This window comes from Janthinobacterium sp. 67 (assembly GCF_002797895.1).
Taxonomy (GTDB): domain Bacteria; phylum Pseudomonadota; class Gammaproteobacteria; order Burkholderiales; family Burkholderiaceae_D; genus Janthinobacterium.
Map to the genome: position 1 here is coordinate 306413 of NZ_PGES01000001.1, position 19951 is coordinate 326363.

Annotated in this window: 20 protein-coding genes and 1 pseudogene; 10 read left to right on the plus strand and 11 right to left on the minus strand. The window is 65.9% G+C overall.

The window, feature by feature from the left end; genetic code table 11:
- Positions 1-10 precede the first annotated feature (10 nt).
- Positions 11-466: an META domain-containing protein gene (locus CLU90_RS01390; RefSeq protein ID WP_100426994.1), complete on the minus strand. Its 456-nt coding sequence runs from the start codon at positions 464-466 to the stop codon at positions 11-13.
- Positions 467-613: 147 nt separating this feature from the next.
- On the opposite strand from CLU90_RS01390, the gene CLU90_RS01395 reads away from it, so the two are divergent.
- From CLU90_RS01395 to CLU90_RS01410, 5 genes and pseudogenes are all read left to right on the plus strand, one after another.
- A complete protein-coding gene (locus tag CLU90_RS01395; RefSeq protein WP_100426995.1) occupies positions 614-1549 on the plus strand; it encodes a hypothetical protein in 936 nt (311 codons plus the stop codon).
- Positions 1546-3015: a MocR-like pyridoxine biosynthesis transcription factor PdxR gene (gene pdxR / locus CLU90_RS01400; protein ID WP_100426996.1), complete on the plus strand. Its 1470-nt coding sequence runs from the start codon at positions 1546-1548 to the stop codon at positions 3013-3015. Before CLU90_RS01395 ends, pdxR begins: the two co-directional genes overlap by 4 nt.
- 117 nt (positions 3016-3132) lie before the next feature.
- A pseudogene (locus CLU90_RS01405) lies at positions 3133-4312 on the plus strand (benzoate/H(+) symporter BenE family transporter).
- A 234-nt stretch (positions 4313-4546) separates the two neighbouring features.
- Positions 4547-4699: a hypothetical protein gene (locus CLU90_RS29015; protein WP_157808700.1), complete on the plus strand. Its 153-nt coding sequence runs from the start codon at positions 4547-4549 to the stop codon at positions 4697-4699.
- Between the two features lie 37 nt (positions 4700-4736).
- Entirely contained in the window at positions 4737-5279 is a 543-nt protein-coding gene (locus tag CLU90_RS01410) for a gamma carbonic anhydrase family protein (protein ID WP_092712776.1), read from the plus strand.
- On the opposite strand, the gene CLU90_RS01415 is transcribed toward CLU90_RS01410, so the two are convergent.
- The 7 genes from CLU90_RS01415 to CLU90_RS01445 all read right to left on the minus strand — a co-directional run bounded on the left by CLU90_RS01415 (position 5252) and on the right by CLU90_RS01445 (position 11295).
- Positions 5252-6193, minus strand: a complete 942-nt coding sequence (locus CLU90_RS01415) for an acyl-CoA desaturase (RefSeq protein WP_157808701.1) — start codon at positions 6191-6193, stop codon at positions 5252-5254. The two genes, CLU90_RS01410 and CLU90_RS01415, sit on opposite strands and share 28 nt — an antisense overlap.
- Positions 6193-6510, minus strand: coding sequence for a DUF3144 domain-containing protein (locus CLU90_RS01420; RefSeq protein WP_092712778.1), 318 nt, complete (start codon positions 6508-6510; stop codon positions 6193-6195). Before CLU90_RS01420 ends, CLU90_RS01415 begins: the two co-directional genes overlap by 1 nt.
- Positions 6511-6581: 71 nt before the next feature.
- A complete protein-coding gene (locus CLU90_RS01425; protein ID WP_092712780.1) occupies positions 6582-7052 on the minus strand; it encodes a gluconokinase in 471 nt (156 codons plus the stop codon).
- Positions 7053-7083: 31 nt separating this feature from the next.
- The gene (locus CLU90_RS01430) at positions 7084-7587 is read right to left on the minus strand and encodes an OmpA family protein (RefSeq protein WP_100426997.1); all 504 of its coding nucleotides are present in this window, start codon (positions 7585-7587) and stop codon (positions 7084-7086) included.
- 16 nt (positions 7588-7603) lie between these two features.
- Positions 7604-8863 carry a diguanylate cyclase domain-containing protein gene (locus CLU90_RS01435; protein ID WP_092713033.1) on the minus strand — a complete coding sequence of 420 codons (1260 nt, stop codon included), beginning with the start codon at positions 8861-8863 and terminating at the stop codon, positions 7604-7606.
- 8 nt (positions 8864-8871) lie between these two features.
- A complete protein-coding gene (locus CLU90_RS01440) occupies positions 8872-9450 on the minus strand; it encodes a YfiR family protein (protein ID WP_232731039.1) in 579 nt (192 codons plus the stop codon).
- 192 nt (positions 9451-9642) lie between these two features.
- Positions 9643-11295, minus strand: coding sequence for a Na+/H+ antiporter (locus tag CLU90_RS01445; protein ID WP_100426999.1), 1653 nt, complete (start codon positions 11293-11295; stop codon positions 9643-9645).
- Positions 11296-11485: 190 nt separating this feature from the next.
- Between CLU90_RS01445 and CLU90_RS01450 the strand changes: the two genes are divergently transcribed.
- The 4 genes from CLU90_RS01450 (at position 11486) to CLU90_RS01465 (ending at position 16384) form a co-directional block, all read left to right on the plus strand.
- Complete coding sequence (locus CLU90_RS01450; RefSeq protein ID WP_100427000.1) at positions 11486-12784, plus strand: cytochrome c; 1299 nt, start codon at positions 11486-11488, stop codon at positions 12782-12784.
- A 17-nt stretch (positions 12785-12801) separates the two neighbouring features.
- Positions 12802-13269, plus strand: a complete 468-nt coding sequence (locus tag CLU90_RS01455; protein WP_100427001.1) for a (2Fe-2S)-binding protein — start codon at positions 12802-12804, stop codon at positions 13267-13269.
- Positions 13262-15580, plus strand: a complete 2319-nt coding sequence (locus tag CLU90_RS01460; RefSeq protein WP_100427002.1) for a xanthine dehydrogenase family protein molybdopterin-binding subunit — start codon at positions 13262-13264, stop codon at positions 15578-15580. The genes CLU90_RS01455 and CLU90_RS01460 overlap by 8 nt, the downstream gene beginning before the upstream one ends.
- 138 nt (positions 15581-15718) lie before the next feature.
- Positions 15719-16384, plus strand: a complete 666-nt coding sequence (locus CLU90_RS01465; protein WP_086139552.1) for a dienelactone hydrolase family protein — start codon at positions 15719-15721, stop codon at positions 16382-16384.
- 26 nt (positions 16385-16410) lie between these two features.
- Here CLU90_RS01465 and CLU90_RS01470 read toward each other — a convergent pair whose 3' ends face one another.
- The gene (locus tag CLU90_RS01470; RefSeq protein ID WP_092712794.1) at positions 16411-16830 is read right to left on the minus strand and encodes an ester cyclase; all 420 of its coding nucleotides are present in this window, start codon (positions 16828-16830) and stop codon (positions 16411-16413) included.
- Positions 16831-17173: 343 nt separating this feature from the next.
- Here CLU90_RS01470 and CLU90_RS01475 point away from each other — a divergent pair, with 343 nt between their 5' ends.
- Complete coding sequence (locus CLU90_RS01475; RefSeq protein ID WP_100427003.1) at positions 17174-18067, plus strand: LysR family transcriptional regulator; 894 nt, start codon at positions 17174-17176, stop codon at positions 18065-18067.
- A gap of 70 nt (positions 18068-18137) precedes the next feature.
- Here CLU90_RS01475 and fghA read toward each other — a convergent pair whose 3' ends face one another.
- A complete protein-coding gene (gene fghA / locus CLU90_RS01480) occupies positions 18138-19004 on the minus strand; it encodes an S-formylglutathione hydrolase (protein WP_100427004.1) in 867 nt (288 codons plus the stop codon).
- Positions 19005-19060: 56 nt separating this feature from the next.
- Positions 19061-19924, minus strand: coding sequence for an NAD-dependent protein deacetylase (locus CLU90_RS01485; protein ID WP_100427005.1), 864 nt, complete (start codon positions 19922-19924; stop codon positions 19061-19063).
- Positions 19925-19951: the final 27 nt, after the last annotated feature.

Sequence of the window (19951 nt, forward strand, 5' to 3'; positions counted from 1 at the left end):
GATTTTTATTTCACAGGTAGACCGATTCAAACCTGGCCACGGGTGCGCCATCCTTGAGCAGGATCAGCTTCTCGCCTTCGATCTGGTAGCCCGTCACGCTGTTCAAATTGGCCAGCACGGCGCTTTCCAGCTGCATCAAAGGGGGCGGGCAGGCCATGCGCGTGCCGGCCAGTTGCGTGAAGCGCAGGGCCGAGCCGGCCAGCGTATAGCCGCCCATGACGCGGTTGCAGCCCGTGAAACCGGTGCCCTTGCCATCGTCGGTGAGGGTGATGCGCACTTCGCGCTCCTGCTGCGGCGCCATCGCCACCGGCGCGCCATCGAGCTGCGTCAGCTTCCAGTAGGTATTCGTCAGGCTGGCCTGCGGCGCCAGGCTGGCGTTCGGCCTGGCGCTGTCGCTGGTGGCGGCGCAACCGCCGGCCATGGCGATGGCGGCGGCGAGGGGAAGGTATTTCAGGCGATGCGGCATGGGATGCTCCTGTGAGGGGGAATGCCTGCAGACTAGCAGGTTTTTCGCGCCGCTCAGCGCACGGCAGCGGTCATTGTTTCCATTTTGCCAGTCCTGGCATTAAACTCATGCTTTCTATTGTTTTAACCTTGATAGGGGGGCGGGCCGATGCTGCAAGCGCAAGCGCTGGATAATCGACTCGTCGCCACCACTGCCGACGACGTGCTGGTCGACCGCATCGTGCCCGGCGCGCCGCTGGTGATCGCCTTCGGCTTCGTCTCGTGGACCACGCGTCCCGCCTTCGATTTTTACGGACGCCTGAGAAAGCTGGAGCAGGTCAGCGGCCAGCACCTGAACAAAATCCTCGTGCGCGATTCGGGCAATGCCTGGTACCACCGCCGCATCGCAGGCCTGGGCAGCCATGTCGACGAGACGGCGCAAGCCTTGCGCGAACTCGTGCGCCGCATCGCGCCCGGTCAAGTCACGACCCTAGGCCAGTCCATGGGCGCGTACGCGGCCGTCATGTATGGCTTGCTGCTCGACGCGCAGCAGATCGTCGCCTTCGGACCGCTGTCCTTCCTCGACGTGCAGCAGGCGCGCTTGTACCATGAGCTGCGCTGGCTGCCCGTGATGGAGTCGCTGGCGCAAGACCCGCCGGCCTCGGGCTACTACGACCTGGCGGCCCTGTGCCGCGCCAGGGCGACGGACGCCACGCAGCTGCACCTGGTGTTCGGTACGCGGCCGGATACGGCCAACCTTGGCGCCAGCGCCAGCGAATCGGTGAACCTCGACGCCATGCATGCGCAGCGCCTGGCCGCCTTCGGCCGCTGCACCCTGCATCCGTATCCCCATTCGGGCCACGCCGTGGTGCAGCACCTGATCGACACGAAGCGCATCAACGGCTTGCTGGCCAAGTGCATACTCGGTCTTGCGCTGGAAGAGGAAGCCATGCCGGACATCAGCCGCGAGTGGCAGGACTGGGTGGCGGAAAACCTGCGTTTGGGCTGCGCCGGCGAACAGCTGGTGGCCGTGCTGCGGCAGCACGGTTTTTCGCTGGCCAGCAGCATGGCCGCCGTGGATGCCGCGCGCGCCAAGGCCACATGACGCCGCAGTTCGAACTCGACACCCTGAAAATGCGCATCGCCGCGCCCGAACTGGCGGCGCTCGATTTGCGCGTGCGCGTGCAGCGCGCGCTGCGCCAGCTGATACTCGATGGCGTGCTGGCGCCCGGCCTGCGCCTGCCGGCCACGCGCGCGCTGGCGCAATCGCTGGGCGTGTCGCGCGACACGGTGGAAATGGCGTACGCGCAGCTGCGCCTGGACGGTTATATCCAGCGCCAGGCGGGATCGGGCAGTTTTGTCTCGCCCACGATAGGGGCGAGCTTGCTGGGCAAGCCGGCGGTGGCGCCGCTGTCCATGCCGGCGCAGCCGGTGGCGCTCAGCGCGCGCGGCGCACAGATTCTCGCCAGCGGCGGCGTGGCCGACCAGCAGACCGTAAAAGCGTTCGCCACGGGCTTGCCGGAAACGCGGGCCTTCCCGCTCGACGTGTGGGAGCGCTTGCGGCGCCAGGCGGCCGGCGAACACCATGTGCTGCTGCACGGCGACCCGCAAGGCGCCGGGCCGCTGCGGCAAGCCATCGCCGACTATGTGAACCTGGAGCGGGGCGCGCGGGCCACGGCGCAGCAGGTGCTTGTGCTGAGCAGCACGCGCCAGGCCCTGTACCTGTGCGCGCAGGTGCTGGCCGATGCGCATGGCCCCATCCTGATGGAAGACCCCGGCTATTTCGGCGCGCGCAAGGCGTTCGAGATGGCGCAGCTGCGCGTCGTGCCCGTGCCCGTCGATGCACATGGCTTGTCCATCGCACACCTGCGCGCGGACCGCAGCGGCGCCAACACGGTGTACGTCACGCCGTCGCACCAGTACCCGACGGGCGCCACCCTGGCGCTCGAGCGCCGCCTGGCCCTGACCGCCTGGGCGGCCGAGCGCCAGGGGTGGATCATCGAGGACGATTACGACAGTCAGTTTCACTACGCGGGCTTGCCGACGGCGTGCGTGCAGGGGCTCGACACGCAGCAGCGCACGATTTACCTGGGCACCTTCGCCAAGTCGCTGTATCCGGGCCTGCGCATCGGCTACATGGTGCTGCCGCCCGCGCTGGTGCAAGCGATGACCCATGCGCGCAGCATTCTCGACGGTCACACGCCGCAGCTCGATCAATTGACACTGGCCCGTTTCATCGCCGATGGCCATTTTGCGGCCCACGTGCGCGCCATGCGCAAGGTCTACGCCGTGCGCCGCGATGCGATGGCGCAGGCCGTGCAGCGGCACCTGCCGCACGTGGTCACGGCGCAGTTGCCGCCGGGCGGCTTGCAGATGCCCTGTCTGCTGCACGAGGACAGGGTGGAGCTGGACACGATACGGCTGGCGGCGCAGGCGGGCATCGTGCTGCCGGGCCTGAGCCGGCTGTACGCGACGCCGCCGGTGCGCGGCGGCTGGCTGCTGGGCTTTGCGGCCTTGACCCCGCACGAGATCGACAACGGCATCGTCCGCCTGGCCCGCGCGCTGGGTTGATGCAAAGTGGTCTGCTGTATGTACTTGAATTGGCCTGCTTGAGCAGTCCATGTGGCCATTAATATGCTCGCTTTCAATGGCAGAGGCATAGAGATGACAACCACCACAACAACCGCCATGGCCGACCGGGCGCGCTGGCGCGACCTGGCGTCCCCCGCCATGGCCGCCTTCATTTCCGTCCTCGTCAACTATGGCGGCACCTTCGTGCTGGTGTTCCAGGCGGCCCAGCTGGCCCAGCTGAGCGCCGCGCAGACGGCGTCCTGGGTCTGGTCGCTGAGCATCGGCGTGGGCGTGACGGGCATCTGGCTCAGCTACCGCTACCGCGCGCCCATCATCACGGCCTGGTCCACGCCCGGCGTGGCTTTTCTTGCCACCGTGATGCCGCACACGCCGTATGCCGAGGTGATCGGCGCCTATATGATTTCCGCCATTGCCTTCATTGTGCTGGGCATGTCCGGCGCCTTCGAGCGCCTCGTGCGGCTGATTCCTGGTGGCATCGCGGCCGGCTTGCTGGCCGGTATCCTGCTGCAGTTTGGCGTGAACGCGTTTGGCGGCGCCAGCGCCGATCCGCTGCTGGTGGTGGTCTTGCTGCTGTCGTACGCGGTGCTGCGCCGTTTCACGGCACGCTTTGCCGTGGTGGGCATCATGCTGATCGGCCTGGCCCTGCTGCTGGCGCAGGGGCGCATCGATGCGCAAGGCATCGAACTGGCCCTGGCCGCGCCCGTGTTCGAGATGCCGCGTTTTTTCCGTGGCGTCCCTGCTGGGCGTGGCGCTGCCGCTGTTCCTGATCACCCTGACGGGGCAATACATGCCCGGCATGCTGGTGCTGCGCAATGACGGCTATAACGTCAGCGCCAATCCGATTTTGACGGTGACGGGACTCGGCTCGCTGCTCATGGCGCCGTTCGGCGCGCACGCCTTCAACGTGGCCGCCATCACGGCCGCCATCTGCACGGGCAAGGACGCCCATGCGGACCCGTCGAAGCGCTACGTGGCCGGGCTGGCGTGCGGCGTGCTGTACATCCTCGTGGGCATCTTTGGCGTCACCCTGGCCAGCCTGTTCATGGTCTTGCCGCGCAGCTTCATCACGGCGCTGGCGGGCCTGGCCCTGCTGGGCGCCATCGGCAACAGCCTGGCGCAGGCGATGGCGGACGTGCGCATGCGCGAAACGGCCCTGATTACCTTCCTGGCGACGGCCGCGAACGTGACCCTGCTGGGCGTGGGTGGCGCCCTGTGGGGGCTGGCGGCGGGACTGGCGGCGCACGGGCTGATGCATGGCTGGCGCAAGGCGGCATAGCCTGGATATTTGCCCATTTTGCCAGCCGCCGCATACAATTGCTGCGCCCGTGCCCGTTGGCACCGTCTTTTCCGATGTGAGCGATGGCCGACCTGACTTCCCTGGCGCAGTATCTTCCGGCGATCACGCCCGCCTTCCTCGTCTGCGCCGCCTTGCTGTTGGCAACTCCACGTACCGTGCCGCTGCTGCGCGTGCTCGTGCACGTCGTGTTTTTCGTGCTGGCGCTCGGAGCTCGTGTCGGGCCTGCTGTTCGGTCTGTGCCACGCCTTCCTTGCCACCACCGTCACGCAGGTGGGTGCGCCCATCGTCGTGTTCACCGTGATCGAAGGCCTGGTGGCGGGGCTGGTATATTGCCGGGCCGGCTTGCTGGCCGCCGGCTGGGTGTGAATCCTGTTGTTTCAATTTAATGAAGAGTGAGAAAACGATGCCTGTCAGTTCCTACCTGAATACCCGCCCCGTCGTGGGCGAGCGCGTCTACCTGCATGACACGGCGCAAGTGATTGGCGACGTGCAGATCGGCGACGACTGCTCGATCTGGTGCAACAGCGTGCTGCGCGGCGACGTCAACCGCATCGTCATCGGCGAGGGCAGCAATATCCAGGACTTTTCCATGGGTCACGTGTCGCACAGGAATGCGGCCAAGCCCGACGGTTCACCGTTGACCATCGGCAAATACGTGACCATCGGCCACTCCGTCATCTTGCACGGCTGCACGATAGGCGACGAATGCCTGATCGGCATGGGCAGCATCGTCATGGATGACGTGGTGGTGGAAAAGCACGTGATGCTGGGCGCGGGCAGCCTGGTGTCGCCAGGCAAGGTGCTGGAAAGCGGCCATTTGTACGTGGGCCGGCCCGCCGCCAAGGTGCGCGCGCTCACGGAAGCGGAGATCGCCTACCTGCGCTATTCGGCCGAGCACTACGTGCGCGTGAAGAACAATTACCTGGCAGGCCAGGACGACGCCTGATCGTCGGCGTCGCCGAGCCGGCGCAGTTCCGGCCGCGGCGCCAGGTCTTGCGGCAGGCGCAGGGCTGACACGAGGCCCAGGCGCCGCAACAGCAGCAGCATCCACCAGCCCGGATCCCATTCGCCCGGCAACAGGCCCAGCCTGGCCGAGCCCGGATACGCGTGATGGTTGTTGTGCCAGCATTCGCCCATGGTCAGCAGCGACGTCAGGCGGATATTCCGGCCTTGTACGGCGGCCCCATCGACGTGAAAATGCGTTTGCCCATGGTTGTGGGCGAAGTAGCCGATCAGCCAATGGCCGAGCACGCCGGCGCTGACCCGCGCGCAGACGCCCCAGCAAACCAGGCCCCAGCCGCCCCAGGTGAAGAACAGCATGGCCCACGGCAGTTGCTGCAGCATCCAGCTTCTTTCCAGGAAACGATAGAAGCCGTCGTGCGCGATGCGCGGCTCGATGGCGATGTGCGGCCGCTGGTGGAGATCAAGGCGGCAGAACAATTGCCACCAGGCATCGCGCCAGAAGCCGGCGCCGTGGCGCAAATAGGGGTGGCAATCGGGCAGGCGCTGCGCATAATCGCGCAATTCGTGCTGGCGCAGCAGGCCCAGAGGGCCGCTGAGGCCCACCAGCACGCCCAGGTACACCAGCAGGTATTCCAGCCATCGCGGGCATTCAAAGCTGTCGTGGATCAGCTTGCGGTGGCTGCCCAGCGAGTGGCCGAACAGCAGGACGATGGCCGTGCCGGCCACGAACAGCAGCACGCCGGTCCAGCTGAAGAAGCACAGGGCGCCAGTCGCGGCGCCGGCCAGCATGGCCGTCAGCCATAGCGATGGCAAAGGCGCAAAGCGCACCGTGCCGTGCAGCACGCTATCGGCGTAGGTGGCGCGGGCGCGGTGGCCATCCAGGCTGGCCGCCGTCATCAGCCCTTGGGGGCCGACGATGGTTGCGTGTACTTGTCGAAGTTGGTGATGTAGTCGTTGAAGTTGTCGGTCAGCATGCGCTTGTACTGTTCCGTGAAGAAGGCCACGGCGCCTTCCTTCTCGGCCTGCATCTTGGCCACGTCGTTGCTCTTGCTGGCGACGAGGAAGGCGTTGAAGCGGGCGGCCGCGTACAGCAGCGAGGTGGCCACTTCATTGCCGCCGCTGTGCATGCATTGCTCATTGGCCAGGGCGATGACCTGGTCGGCGCGTTCCCAGAATTCCGGGCCCGGTGCTGGTTTTGTCGTTGGTGTGCTCATAAAAATCCCTCATGAAAGTGCGCGCCAGTCTACACAGGGGGCCGCGGGCTGTCCAGCCGCGCGGCCGTCAGTCAGGGCGCTTGCAGGATTTGTTCGACCAGCACGGCCAGCGGCTGGCGGATGTCGAGCACGATGCCGGCCTCGTCCGCCTGCAAGGGCTGCAGGGTGGCCAGCTGGCTGTCGAGCAGGCTGGCCGGCATGAAATGGCCGGGGCGATGCAAGCGGCTTTCCAGCACGGCGCGCGGACCGTCCAGGTGGGCGAAACGCAGGGCCGGGTCGCCCTCGCGCAGCACGTCGCGGTAGGCGCGTTTCAGGGCCGAGCAGGAGACGACGAGGCCGCTGCCCTGGGCGCGGGCCGCAGCGATGCGTTCGCGCAGGGCGGCCAGCCAGCCGGCCCGGTCGGCATCGTCGAGGGGGATGCCGGCCGCCATCTTGGCCACGTTTTCCGGCGGATGCACGTCGTCGCCTTCCACGTAGGGCACGTGCAAGGCGTCGGCCAGCAGGCTGCCGACGGCGCTCTTGCCGCAGCCGGACACGCCCATCACGACCCAGCGCGCGGCGGGTACGTCCACCTCAAGGCGCCGAAACGATGACGGTGACGCGGCGGTTTTCCGCCTGGCCCGCCTTGGTGGCGTTCGAGGCCACGGGTTTGCTCATGCCCAGGCCATTGACGACGATGTTGCCGCGCGCAATGCCAGCCACGCCCATCGCATCGGCCACCGCGTTGGCGCGCGCCAGCGACAGCTTGTTGTTCAGTACTTCAGCGCCTTCATTGTCCGTATGGCCTTCCACGCGCATGTGGATAATGCCCACTTTCAGCAGGGCGGCGCTGATTTTCAGGATGGCGCTGCGGCTGGGCGCCGTCAGGCTGGAGGCGCCGAAGTCGAACAGCAGCTTGTCCGTGAAGCTCAGTTCCCAGCCGTCCTCCGTCTGGCGGAAGCCCTGGTCTTTCAGGGTGGCGATCTGTTCCGCATTGAACGGCGATTTCACTTCAGGCGTGCTTTGGCAGGCGGCCAGCAGGCCCACGAAGAACAGGCCGAGGAAGCCGAGACGTAATTGCTTGTAGATAAACTGCATGGTGTTGCTCCTTGGTTCAGGGGTGAGTATGGGGTTGCGGCAGGCGCGCCACCTGGCGCGTGCCGCGCTGCGCCTGCTTGGCGCGGTACATGGCTTCGTCCGCCGCGCCGACCAGCGAGATGGCGTCGATGGCGTGATCGGGGAAGACGGCCACGCCAATGGTCAGCGAGCTGACGATGCTGTTGCCGGTGGGCAGTTCAATGGCTTGCGCCATGGCGGCGATGATATTGTCGGCGATGTGCATGGCGTCGCTGCTGTTGCGCAGCGGCTTGAGCACGATGGCAAATTCGTCGCCGCCCAGGCGCGCCACCAGGTCGCCTTCGCGCAATTGCTGCTTGATGCGCGCGGCGATGGTCACCAGCACCCGGTCGCCCGAGGCATGGCCGAAGGTGTCGTTGATGTACTTGAAGCGGTCGCTGTCGAGGAAGAGCACGGCCACCTTGCCATTGCCGATCCGCGCTTCGAGGATGGCGCGTTCCAGTTCCGCTTCCATGAAGGCGCGGTTCGACAGGCCCGTCAGGCTGTCGTGGTTGGCGCGGTGCGACAGCGAGGCGTGTTCCTTTTGCAGATGGCTTTGCCACGCTTCCAGTTCGTCGAGCAGGGCATTGAAGTCGTCATTGATCTGGTTCAGCTCGGCAATATTGGCGGGCGGCACGCGCAGTTCGAACGAGCGGTCGCGCCGCACCCGGTGCGCCGTTTCGGCCAGGTGGCGCAGCGGCGACGTGATTTCGGTCTCCATGCGGCGCGACAGGCGCACGGCGACGACCAGGCTCAGCACCAGGCAAGCGAGCAGGCAGGTCAGGCCGCTGAGCAGGAAGGGCAGCAGGCTGCGGCTGTGCGGCACCAGGGTGATGTTGCCGATGGCCTGATCATTGCGCGTGATGGGAAAGGTCAGCGAATCGGGCAGCATCCAGCCCGTCAGCGCGCGTTCGATGTAGTAGCGCGTGCCGTGTTCGCCACGTTCCCAGCGGGCCAGCACCTTGCCGGCCTGGTCGCTCACCTGCGCCTGGTCGATATCTTCGTTGACGCCGATCAGGGCCAGCGCTTCCTTGGCCGCCATGGCGTCGCCAAAGACGACGGCTCCTTCCACCGTGTAGCTCATCGAGCGGGCCACCAGGCGCAGGTTCTGGTCCGAATACACGCGCAGGGCCAGCAGCGCCACGGCCGTCAGGGTCAGGCCGGCCGCCAGCACGGCGATCAGCGACACGCTCAGGTGGGCGCGCCGCAGCACGCTGTCGAGCGTGGGGCGGGGCGGGCGGGCGCGTTTGTTGCTCATGCGGGCGCTCATGGCGGCGGTCCCTTGCGACGTGCAATTTGCAAGGCGTTCGGATGCACGCGCAGGCCGCTGCGGGCGATGGCGTCGAGGTTGACGTCAAAACCGATCTGCGCCTCGTTCAGGCGCAGGCAGAACATGGTGCCCACGGCGCAGGAGCTGCCCGGTTCGGCGACCGACAGGATAGGTTTGCCGATGATCTGCGCCAGCAGATGCTCGCGTTCGCCCTCGGGCAGGCTGCCCATGTAGACGACGTCGCATTCGCCGGCCGCGCTTGCCACGGCCGGGATCTTCACGCGGATGCGCTGGCCCAGGCTCGAGGCGGGCATGTCGACGATGGCCGCGCCGTAGTGGGGAGTACCGAGCATGCAGACGCGCACTTCCTGGCGCGCCACGGGCCAGCGCACATAGCTGACGATGCCGAACAGGACCTGGGCCACTTCGGCCGACCGCCTGTCTGCCGCCGCGCCCGTTTGCGCCCACGCCGCGCACGGCGCCAGCGCACCGCTGGCGAGCAGCGAGGCGAGCAGCACGACGGCGAGCAGGACGGGCGGCGCGCAGCGCTGCCGGTGGCGAGGGGAGGAGGGCACGGCGTCGTTGTCTTTATGCAGGTCGGGGCGCTATTCAGTTACTCGGCAAGACAGACTCTACGGAAGTCCATGCCGAAAGTAAATCACGGCGCTAGGCCGTAAAACCTTGCATTATAAACACGAATGCGAAAAATTGCATTCTTTACCATGAAGATTACCCGGTCGACATTGTTTTTACACTACAGATTGTTGCTACTCTTCCAGTGTTGCTTCCAGCAAGTCAATTTCGCGCAGCAGACGCAGGTGGATGGTGTCGTCCAGCTCGCCCGAGATGCGGCGGCGGAACAGTTCATCGCGCTCCGCATTGAGCGCTTCCAGGCGCAGCGAGCGCTCGGCCCTGGCCAGTTCCTGCAGCCGCATCGCCTCGTCGTTGCTGCTTTCGCCATACGCGAGGCGGCGCCGGTAGGCTTCGATCAGGCGGTTGGCCGCCTCCGTGACGACTTGTTGCTTGTCATTCTTGTCGATGCCTTCGCACACCTTTTCCAGCCGCGCGATGGCCGCTTCGGCGGCGGCGGCGCGGGCGTTGCGTTCTTCCGTCGAGCGGCGCGCGGGCGGCGCGAACACGAGGCCCTTGGTCAGCAGGGGCAGGGTGACGCTGGCCAGCAGCAGCGACAATAAAATCACGCCCATGGCCAGGAAGATGACGAGATCGCGCGCGGGAAAGCGCGTGCCGTCGGGCAGGAACAGGGGCAGGGTCAAAATGCCGGCCAGGGTCAGCGCTCCGCGCACGCCCGCAAACGAGGCCACCAGCAGCAGGCGCAGGCTGGGGCGGGCCAGCAGCGCCGCGTCCTTCGGTTCGCCCGCCACTTTCTTGTGGTGCTTGAACAGGGTCAGTTTCATGGAAATGAAGACCCAGAGAAAGCGCATGAAGGTCAGCCCCACCGTGATGGCAATGACGAACAGCGGCAATTTCCAGGCGCTGCCGGCGCCGACCTCCATCGATGCTGCCGGCAAGCCGGCAACCGTGGCGGGCAGTTGCGCGCCCAGCATGACGAAGATCACGCCATTCAAGACCAGTTGCACGGTATCCCACACGGCCTTGCGCTGGGTGCGCGTGGCGGCCAGCGGGCGGCCGATCAGGTCGGCGTAATGCATGGACACGCCCGCCGTGGCGGCGGCCAGGATGCCGGAGCCGTGGATTTGCTCGGCGCCCAGGTAGGCGGCAAACGGGATCAGGATGCTGATGAGGATTTGCAGGCCCGGCTCTTCGCCGACCTTGCTTACCAGCCATTTATTCGCCAGGCCCACACCCCACGAGATGGCCAGGCCGATGACGATGCCGCCGCCTGCTTCTTGCAGGAAACTGAGCGAAGCGGCGCCGATGGAAAAGCCGCCCGTCATCATGGCGCCCACGGCAAACGTGAAGCAGACGAGACCCGACGCGTCGTTGAGCAGGGATTCGCCTTCGAGAATGTGCATCAGGCGCGGCGGGATCGGATTGCCGGCGGCAATCGCCGACACGGCCACGGGGTCCGTCGGCGAGAGGATGGCGCCCAGCGCGAAGGCGACGGCCAGCGGCACGCTGGGAATGAGCCAGTCGATGAAAAAGCCCATGCCCAACACGGTAAACAGCACGAGGCCGATGGCCAGCATCAGGATAGAGCGCGCATCGGAAAAGAAGGCGCCCTTGGGAATGCGCCAGCCGTCGAGAAACAGCAGCGGCGGGATGAAGAGCAGGAAGAAAATGTCGGGATCGAGCGGCACTTGCACGCCAAATACGGCCAATCCCGTACCGCCGGCGATCTGGATCAGCGGCAACGGCAGCTTGACCCAGCGCGAGCGGGCGAGAAAGCCGCACAGGACGACGGTCAATACGAGGATGAGGATGATGGTAACGGTATGCATGAAGGAGCGGCGGCGTGCTGAAACGCTGATTATAAGGCGCAGCCCGCCTGCAGGCGGCACCTGCGTGTCATTGCGTACATACAACAAGTCACAATCGCGGTAAGATTCTCCCATTCATTGCCACAATCTGCCCTGCTGCCGCCGTCCGTGCGCGGCAGGCGCGTGCCTGGCCTTTTACCGGACTCCTGTTTTGCTCAAGAAAATCTTCACCGGCCTGCTGCTGTCGCTGGCATTGCTCATCGTCGCGGCCCTGGCCGCGTATCTGTACTACTGGCGCCCTGCGCTGGCGCCCATCGATCCGCCTGCCGCCACGGCATTTTCCCCGCAAGTGGTGGAGCGGGGCCGCATCCTGGCCGGCATGGGCAATTGCGCCGCCTGCCATACGGCCAAGGACGGCGCCGAGTACGCGGGCGGCCACGGCCTGGCCACGCCGTTCGGCACGATCCATGCGACGAACATCACGCCGGACAGGCAGACGGGCATCGGCCGCTGGTCGCTGGCCGCCTTCCGGCGGGCCATGCGCGAAGGCGTGGGCCGCGATGGCGCCCATCTGTATCCCGTCTTTCCGTACACCCATTTCAACCTCGTTTCGGACGCGGACCTGACGGCCCTGTACGCGTATTTCATGACGCGCCCGCCCGTGTACGCCGTGGCGCCCGCCAACAGCCTGCCTTTCCCCCTGAACTTGCGGCCCTTGCAGGCGGGCTGGAAGCTGCTGTTCTTCAAGCCGACCGGCTTTCAGCCGGATCCCGCGCAAGGGCTGGACTGGAACCGGGGCCGCTACCTGGCCGAAGGCCTGGCCCATTGCGCCGCCTGCCACACGCCGCGCAATGCGCTGGGCGCCGAACTGGCCGGCTCGTCCTATCTGGGCGCGGCCATCGACCACTGGTATGCGCCGGCCTTGACCAGCGCCAACACGGCACCCCTGCCGTGGACGCAGGACGAGCTGTACGCCTTTTTGCGCACGGGTGCGACGGCCCTGCACGGCGTGGCGGCAGGGCCCATGTCGGCCGTCGTGCACGAAGGCATGGGCGCTTCGCCCGATAGCGATATCCGCGCGCTGTCCGTGTATTTTGCGGGCGTGGCCGGGGCGGAGCAACGCCAGGTCGATACCGATACCGTGGTGAAAGCCGGCATCAAGCGTTCGCAGCGCGTCAGCCTCGTCGACAACGACCGTGGCGCCAGCCTGTACGTGGCCGCCTGCGCGTCGTGCCATTCGAACAGCGATGGCAAGCCTGCGGCGCTGCGTCCGGAACTGAGCCTGAACAGCGCCGTCAGCGCGCCCGATCCCGCCAACCTGATCCAGGTGATACTGCACGGCATCAGCAAGGACGAGGCCATGCCCGGCGTGCTGATGCCCGGCTTTGCCGCCTCGCTGACGGACAACGACGTGGCCCAGCTGGCTGCCTATCTGCGCCGCAGCCGCAGCCACCAGCCGGCCTGGACGAATCTGGAAGCGGCCGTGGCACGCGCACGCGCCGGCAAGTAATTACTGAAAGTTTTTTTATGTACAACATTACCGTGAATGGCCAGCCCTTCGGCACCGAAACCGACGCCGAGACGCCCCTGCTGTGGGTGCTGCGCGACGAAGTTAAATTAAAAGGCACGAAATTTGGCTGCGGCATCGGCATGTGCGGCGCCTGCACCGTGCACGTGGATGGCCGCGCCATGCGCTCGTGCATCACGCCGATTGCCGCCGTGGCCGGCTGCGCCATCACCACCATCGAAGGCTTGTCGCCGGACGGCACGCACCCGCTGCAGCGGGCGTGGATCGCCACGCAGGCGCCCCAGTGCGGCTATTGCCAGTCGGGCCAGATCATGCAGGCGGCCACCTTGTTGAAAGACTATCCGCAGCCGACGGACGCGAATATCGACGCCGTCATGAGCGGCAACCTGTGCCGCTGCATGGCGTATGCGCGCATCCGCAAGGCGATCAAACTGGCCGCCGGCATGCAGGAGGCGCCCGGTGTTTAAGTTGCCGAAAGAAAATTCAGCCAATCGTCCCAGCGCGCTGGGACGGCGCGGCTTCCTGATCGCCGCCGCCGGCACGGGGTTTACCCTGGCCTTTTTGCGCTCCGACAGCTCCCTGGCCGCAGGCAAGGCGGCGCCCGTGCCGCCCGCCCAGTCTGCCGCGCCCGCGTTCGACCCCAGCATCTGGTTCCAGATCGGCCGCGACGGCATCGTCACCGTCAACATCGCCAAGGCGGAAATGGGCCAGCACATCGGCACGGCCCTGGCGCGCATCGTGGCCGAAGAGCTGGAAGCGGACTGGAACAAGGTGCGCCTGCATTACGTCGACACGGACCCGAAATGGGGCTTGATGGTGACGGGTGGCAGCTGGTCCGTGTGGCAGAATTTCGACCCGCTCAGCCGTGCCGGCGCGGCCGGGCGCCTCGCGCTGGTGGAAGAGGGCGCGCGCCTGCTGCGCCTGCCCGTGTCCGCCTGCCACGCCCGGCTCGGCGTCGTGCATGGCCGGGGGCGGTCGATCAGCTATGGCGACATCGTGCGCCGCGGCAAGCTGGCGCGCCAGTACACCCCCGGGCAATTGAAAGCCATCGTGCTGAAAACGCCGCAGCAGCGCAGCCTGGTCGGCCAGCACGTGCAGGCGCTCGATATTCCCGCGAAAACCGATGGCACGGCCGTGTACGGCATCGATGCGGAAGTGGAGGGCATGCTGTATGCGCGTCCGAAGATCCCGCCCACGCGCTACGGCGCGAAAGTGCAGTCCATCGACGACGCGGCGGCCAGGAAGGTGCGGGGCTATCTGCGTTCGTTCGCCCTGCAAGACCCCAGCGGCACGGTGCCCGGCTGGGTCATGGTGGTGGCCGAAACGTATGCGGCCGCCATGCGCGCGGCCGAGCTGGTGCAAGTGAAATGGCGGGCCGGCGCGGCGGCCCACGTGGCGGAGCAGGATATCCTCAACTACGCGGCCAAGCAGCTGGTCGACGCGAGCCTGGGCGCGCGCGTCGTCGATGATGATGGCGTGGAACAAGCGTTCAACGATGCCAGCCTGCAACTGGAACGCCATTACACGACCAGCACCGTGCTGCATTTCCAGCTGGAACCCGTCAATGCCTTGGCGCAGGAAATCGACGGCGTCTGGCACATTCATGCGGGCAATCAATGGCAATCGTTGATCCTGCCCGTGCTGGCGCAGGCGTTGAAAGTGCCGGAAAGCAAGGTGATGCTGCACACCTATCTGCTCGGCGGTGGCTTCGGCCGGCGCCTGAATGGCGATTATTGCGTGCCGGCCGCGCTGGCCGCGCAAGCCGTGGGGCGCCCCGTCAAGATGATATGCACGCGGGCCGACGACGCCCGTTTCGATTCGCCCCGTTCGCCGTCCGTGCAGCACGTGCGCATGGCGTTCGACGACGCGGGCAAGGTGTCGGCGATGGTGCACGAAGCGAGCGCCGGCTGGCCCACGCAAGTCATGATCCCCGCCTTCCTGGCCAAGGATAAGCAGGGCCATCCGTATGACCCGTTTGCCATCGCCGGCGCCGACCACTGGTACACGGTGGGCGCGCAGCGCGTGCGGGCCGTGTCGAACGACCTGGCCAACAGCAGTTTCCGCCCCGGCTGGCTGCGCTCCGTGGGGCCAGGCTGGACGAATTGGGCTGTGGAAAGTTTCATGGACGAGGCGGCGCAGGCGGCCAAGGTCGATCCGCTGGCGTTTCGCCTGTCGCTGTTGCAGGCGGCGGGGCGCAACGCGGGCAGCGCGCCGAACGCCGTCGGCGGCGCCGCGCGCCTGGCCCACGTGCTGCGGCGCGTGGCGGAAAAAGCAGGTTGGGGCACGCCCATGCCGCCCGACACGGGCCTGGGCATCGCCGCCACGTTCGGCCAGGAACGCGACATGCCCACCTGGACGGCGTGTGTTGCCAGAGTGAAGGTGGACCGCAGCACTTGCATGGTGAAAGTCGAAAAGCTGTTCATGGTGATCGACGCGGGCAGCATCGTCGACCCGGACGGCGCGCTGGCGCAGGCGGAAGGGGGCGCCCTGTGGGGCGTGAGCATGGCCTTGCATGAAGGCACGGCCTTCCTGAACGGCGAAGTGAAGGATACCAACCTGAATACCTACACGCCCCTGCGCATGGCCGACGTGCCCGAGCTCGACATCGAATTCGTTGCCAGCACGCACACGGCGACGGGCATGGGCGAGCCGCCCACGACGGCCGTGGCGCCGGCGATCGGCAACGCCATCTTTGCCGCCGTGGCTTCTCGCGTACGGCATTTGCCGATCCGCCCGGAAGCCGTGCTGAAGGGACTGGACCGGCACGGCGCCGTCTGATGCGGGCGCGTGGCAAATTTCACGTGCGCCGCGCGTGAACGGGCGCAGGCTGCTACACTGATGATTGCCGATCAGCGCACTAGCAGCGTGATTTCAGCTTGATGTCAGCGTCATTCCAGCTCGATAGCGGAGGCAGCCATGCAAGAACAATTTGTCAGCATCACGGCCGATGAACTTCAAATGGACGGCGTACTTGAAATGCCCGAGCGGCCCGTGGGCATTGTCCTGTTTGCCCACGGCGCGGGCGCCGATAGCGACTATCTGGGCGCCTCCAGCCACGCCACTTCCCAGGATTTTTTGCGAGCGGGCATCGCCACCCTGCGCTTCGACCAGGGCGGTGTCGAGCCTGGCGGCGGCAGCAATGGCCACGCCTATTTCGTGCGCAGCGATATCGTGCTGCTCGCGCGCCAGCTGGAAAAAGCCCTGGGCTGGCTGCAAGTGGACCCGTCCACGCGGCGCTTGCCCTGCGGCCTGTATGGCTATGGCACCAGCGCGGCCGTCGTGATGCAGCTGGCGGCCTGGCGCAGCGCGGAAATCGCCGCGCTGGCCGTGTGCGATGGCCAGGTGGAAATGGCGGGCAAGGCGGCGCTGGAAAACGTGCGCGTGCCATCCTTGCTGATCGTGGGCGGGCGCGACCCCGACGTGGCCGGCCTGAACCGCATGGCCTTTGCCACCTTGCGCTGCGACAAGCAACTGGAACAGATCGCCGCCCCCGGCGGCCCCGACACGCGCCACCAGGCGGCCCTGCTGGCCACGGACTGGTACACGCGCCATTTCAACGGACATACCAGCACGGCGCAGTAGCGGGACAGAGCAGCACTTATGGCTGCTCAATGCGACGGCACGGCACCGATTTGCTGTAATAAGCCAAGCATGTCGGGCTGGCCGCGCTCCTCGACGAACTTCCCGTCGGACAGACGGTAGAGGTTCATGGCCTGCACCGCAATCTGCTTCCCGGTAGGCGGCACACCGAAGAACGTTCCCTGATGTGTGCCGCGCATAATGAACCGGGCGGCGACTTTATCACTTTCGGCCACCATTTCTTCCAAGGTCCACTGGATGTCGGGGAATCCTTCACGCATCATGGCGATGATGGCGAGATATCCAGCCGGCCCTCGCATGGGCTCCGGACTTCCCGGTACGTGAAAGATTGCGTCTGTCGAGATGAGTTCGTCAGCCAGTGCCTGGCTGGCGGTGTTGATGAACTCAACAAACTTCTGCATGGTGAGCTTGTTTGCTTCCGATGTCATGGTAATACTCCTTTATCGACGATATGAGTGGTTTAGGTGCGTATGCACTTGTGCTGCCTGGCTTGACGCTGCCGCTGGTGGTGAAATGATCGATCTGCAATGGACGGCCGACCGGCGATCGGATTGGTGAACACGACGTCCTCGCCCGACAGGTGGGCGCGGGGCCGCGCCGGCCGGGGCGGCGTACGAGGGCAAAGCAAGGCCGTCTGCGGAGGAGCGATTGAAGCTGTGCATGCTTATGCCCGGAAAAGAGAATGCCGCTACTTTGGACTATAAATGCCAGAAGATAAATGTCGGTTAAAATTGGTCACTTGAAATGTGGCGTTTGTAATGGGTGGATGCGATGGACCGACTACTGAGCATGACCGTGTTTGCCAAGGCGGTCGAGCTGGGCTCCTTTTCTGCTGCCGCCGACGTGTTCCGCATGTCGCCGCAGCTGGTGGGCAAGCATGTGCTGACTTTGGAGCAGCACTTGGGCATCCGCTTGCTCAACCGCACCACGCGGCGCCAGCATTTAACGGAAATCGGGGCAAGCTATTACGAAAAGGTGAAAGTGATTTTGGCCGAGGTGGCCGCTGCGGAGGGATTGGCCGCCGAGAGCCATGCCCGTCCCAGCGGCCGCCTGCGCGTCAACGCCCCGCTCACCTTCGGAATCCACGCCTTGATGCCGCGCCTGACCGAATACATGGCGACCTACCCGGATGTGCAGGTCGAGGTGTCGCTCACGAACCGGTATGTCGATGCAATCGAGGAGGGGGCGGACGTCGTGTTCCGGGTGGGCGAGCTGGCCGACAGCAGCCGCATTGCCCGCCGCCTGGCGCCGTACCGGCTGATTCTCTGCGCTTCGCCCGCCTACCTGGCGTCACACCCGCCCATCATCTCGCCAATGGACCTGGCCAGCCACGAATGCCTGGGCTTTGCCTACACGGAGTTGCGCAGCCACTGGAGCTTCGACGGTCCGGACGGCCCGGTGACGGTGCCGGTGACGGGCCGCCTGATGATCGACAGCGGCGAGGCCCTCCTGATGGCCGCCCGCGCCAGCATGGGTGTGATGCTGCAGCCGGCGGAATTGCTGGAACCCGACATCGCAGCAGGCAGGCTGGTGCGCGTGTTGCCGAAATACCGGACCCCTGACAGGCCTCTGCACTTGCTGTATGCGCCAGACCGCCAGATGACACCGAAGCTGCGCAGCTTCATCGAATTTTCTGTCGCCGTGTTCGGCAGCGGCAAGGACTGAGTTTTTCCACGCGCCTCGCCCGTATCGAAAATTTCCATGGTCCTGGCACTGTGACATGTTTCACTGGCGCCTATATGGCGCGCAGATTCCTCGCATGGAAGCGCACATGCTCCTCCATGAAGCTGGCGATGAAGTAATAGCCGTGGTCATAGCCGGCATGGCGGCGTAGCCGCAATGGCTGGCCGGCGTCGCGGCATGCCGCTTCGAAGATGTCGGGGTGCAGTTGCTCGGGCAGGAATTTGTCGGCCAGGCCCTGGTCGATCAGGATGCCTTCCGGGAATAGCGGCGGCCGGCCCTGCAGGCCGTGCATCAGCGCGCTGGCGTCGTACTGCTGCCAGCTGGCCGTATCGCTGCCCAGGTAGCCCGTAAACGCCTTCTTGCCCCACGGACATTGGCTCGGTGCGGCAATGGGGGCAAAGGCGGAGACGGAGCGGAACAGTTCCGGATTGCGCAAGGCCAGCACCAGTGCGCCATGGCCGCCCATCGAGTGACCGAAAATGCCCGTGCGTTGCGCATCGATCGCCAGTTCCTGTTCCAGCAGGGCGCGCAGTTCCAGGATGTAGCTGTACATCCGATAATGGCTGCGCCATGGCGCTTCGGTGGCGTCCACGTAAAAGCCGGCGCCCGCGCCGAAATCCCAGGAGTCGCTTTCGCCCGCGATGTTCGCGCCACGGGGGCTGGTGTCGGGCGCGATCAGGATCAAGCCTTCCTCGGCCGCCACGCGCTGCGCGCCGCCCTTGATCATGAATGTTTCTTCCGTGCAGGTCAGGCCCGCCAGGTAAAACAGGGCGGGGCGCCTGGTGGTGACCGTGGCGCCTGGCGCCGTGTCGGGAATGAAGGCCGAGAAACGCATGGGCAAGCCGATGGCTTGCGCGTCGTGGCGATAAAAACGTTGTACGCCGCCAAAACAGGCGTGTTCACTCAACAGTTCCAGCATGAATTCTCCTCGTTAATGCCACAGTATAGCCAGAGCGGCGCAGGGCCGGCACGGGATCAGCCCAGCATGGCCGCTAATGCAGGCAGGATGTCTTGTGCCGGAGCATCGGTCTTGAATGCCAGCAAATGGTCGGCGCGCGTCTTGCCCATGTTGATGGCGGCCACGGGCTTGCCAGTTTCGGCCGCCATGCGGCACAGGCGAAAGCTCGAATACACCATGACGGACGAGCCCACCACCAGCAGGGCGCTGGCCGTGTGCATCTTGCTTTCGGCCTCGGCCACGCAGGCGGCAGGCACGCCATCGCCGAAAAACACCACGTCGGGCTGCAGGGTGCCGCCGCAGCGGGGACACACGGGCACGTGGAAAGTGGCCAGCTGCGATGGCTCCAGCAAGGCGTCGCCGTCGGGCGCCGGCGTGGCCGTGGCGCCCAGCAACTGCGGATTGTCGCGTTCGAGCTGATCCTGGATCAGACGGCGCGTGTGGCGGGTCCGGCAATCGAGGCAGACGACGCCATGTATGCTGCCGTGCAACTCCGTGACGGCGGCACTGCCTGCCTGCTGATGCAAGCCATCCACGTTTTGCGTGACCAGGCCGCCTATTCTCTGGCGTCGGGCCAGTTGGGCGATGGCCAGGTGGCCAGGATTGGGCATGGCGCGCGCCAGGGTCGGCCAGCCCACCATGCTGCGCGCCCAGTAGCGGCGGCGCACGGCTTCCTGGCGGCGAAAATCGGGGCCTTGCACGGGGGCGTTGCCGTGCCGCACGCCTTCCTCGTCGCGGTAGGCGGGTATGCCGGACGCCGTGCTGATGCCGGCGCCCGTCAGCAGCAGCACGTCCGGATGGCGCTGCAGGAACTGCGCCAGCTGCTCGAGGGGACGATTGTCGCTGGCGCACTGCTGGCTGGCTGAAGAAAAGTTTTGCATGATGCGCCATGCTAACCGAAAAGCACG

Coding starts and splice junctions, on each gene's coding strand:
- CLU90_RS01390 (WP_100426994.1), bottom strand. CDS start 466: ATGCCGCATCGCCTGAAATACCTTCCCCTCGCCGCCGCCATCGCCATG.
- CLU90_RS01395 (WP_100426995.1), top strand. CDS start 614: ATGCTGCAAGCGCAAGCGCTGGATAATCGACTCGTCGCCACCACTGCC.
- pdxR (WP_100426996.1), top strand. CDS start 1,546: ATGACGCCGCAGTTCGAACTCGACACCCTGAAAATGCGCATCGCCGCG.
- CLU90_RS01410 (WP_092712776.1), top strand. CDS start 4,737: ATGCCTGTCAGTTCCTACCTGAATACCCGCCCCGTCGTGGGCGAGCGC.
- CLU90_RS01415 (WP_157808701.1), bottom strand. CDS start 6,193: ATGACGGCGGCCAGCCTGGATGGCCACCGCGCCCGCGCCACCTACGCC.
- CLU90_RS01420 (WP_092712778.1), bottom strand. CDS start 6,510: ATGAGCACACCAACGACAAAACCAGCACCGGGCCCGGAATTCTGGGAA.
- CLU90_RS01425 (WP_092712780.1), bottom strand. CDS start 7,052: ATGGGCGTGTCCGGCTGCGGCAAGAGCGCCGTCGGCAGCCTGCTGGCC.
- CLU90_RS01430 (WP_100426997.1), bottom strand. CDS start 7,587: ATGCAGTTTATCTACAAGCAATTACGTCTCGGCTTCCTCGGCCTGTTC.
- CLU90_RS01435 (WP_092713033.1), bottom strand. CDS start 8,863: ATGAGCAACAAACGCGCCCGCCCGCCCCGCCCCACGCTCGACAGCGTG.
- CLU90_RS01445 (WP_100426999.1), bottom strand. CDS start 11,295: ATGCATACCGTTACCATCATCCTCATCCTCGTATTGACCGTCGTCCTG.
- CLU90_RS01455 (WP_100427001.1), top strand. CDS start 12,802: ATGTACAACATTACCGTGAATGGCCAGCCCTTCGGCACCGAAACCGAC.
- CLU90_RS01465 (WP_086139552.1), top strand. CDS start 15,719: ATGCAAGAACAATTTGTCAGCATCACGGCCGATGAACTTCAAATGGAC.
- CLU90_RS01470 (WP_092712794.1), bottom strand. CDS start 16,830: ATGACATCGGAAGCAAACAAGCTCACCATGCAGAAGTTTGTTGAGTTC.
- CLU90_RS01475 (WP_100427003.1), top strand. CDS start 17,174: ATGGACCGACTACTGAGCATGACCGTGTTTGCCAAGGCGGTCGAGCTG.
- fghA (WP_100427004.1), bottom strand. CDS start 19,004: ATGCTGGAACTGTTGAGTGAACACGCCTGTTTTGGCGGCGTACAACGT.
- CLU90_RS01485 (WP_100427005.1), bottom strand. CDS start 19,924: ATGCAAAACTTTTCTTCAGCCAGCCAGCAGTGCGCCAGCGACAATCGT.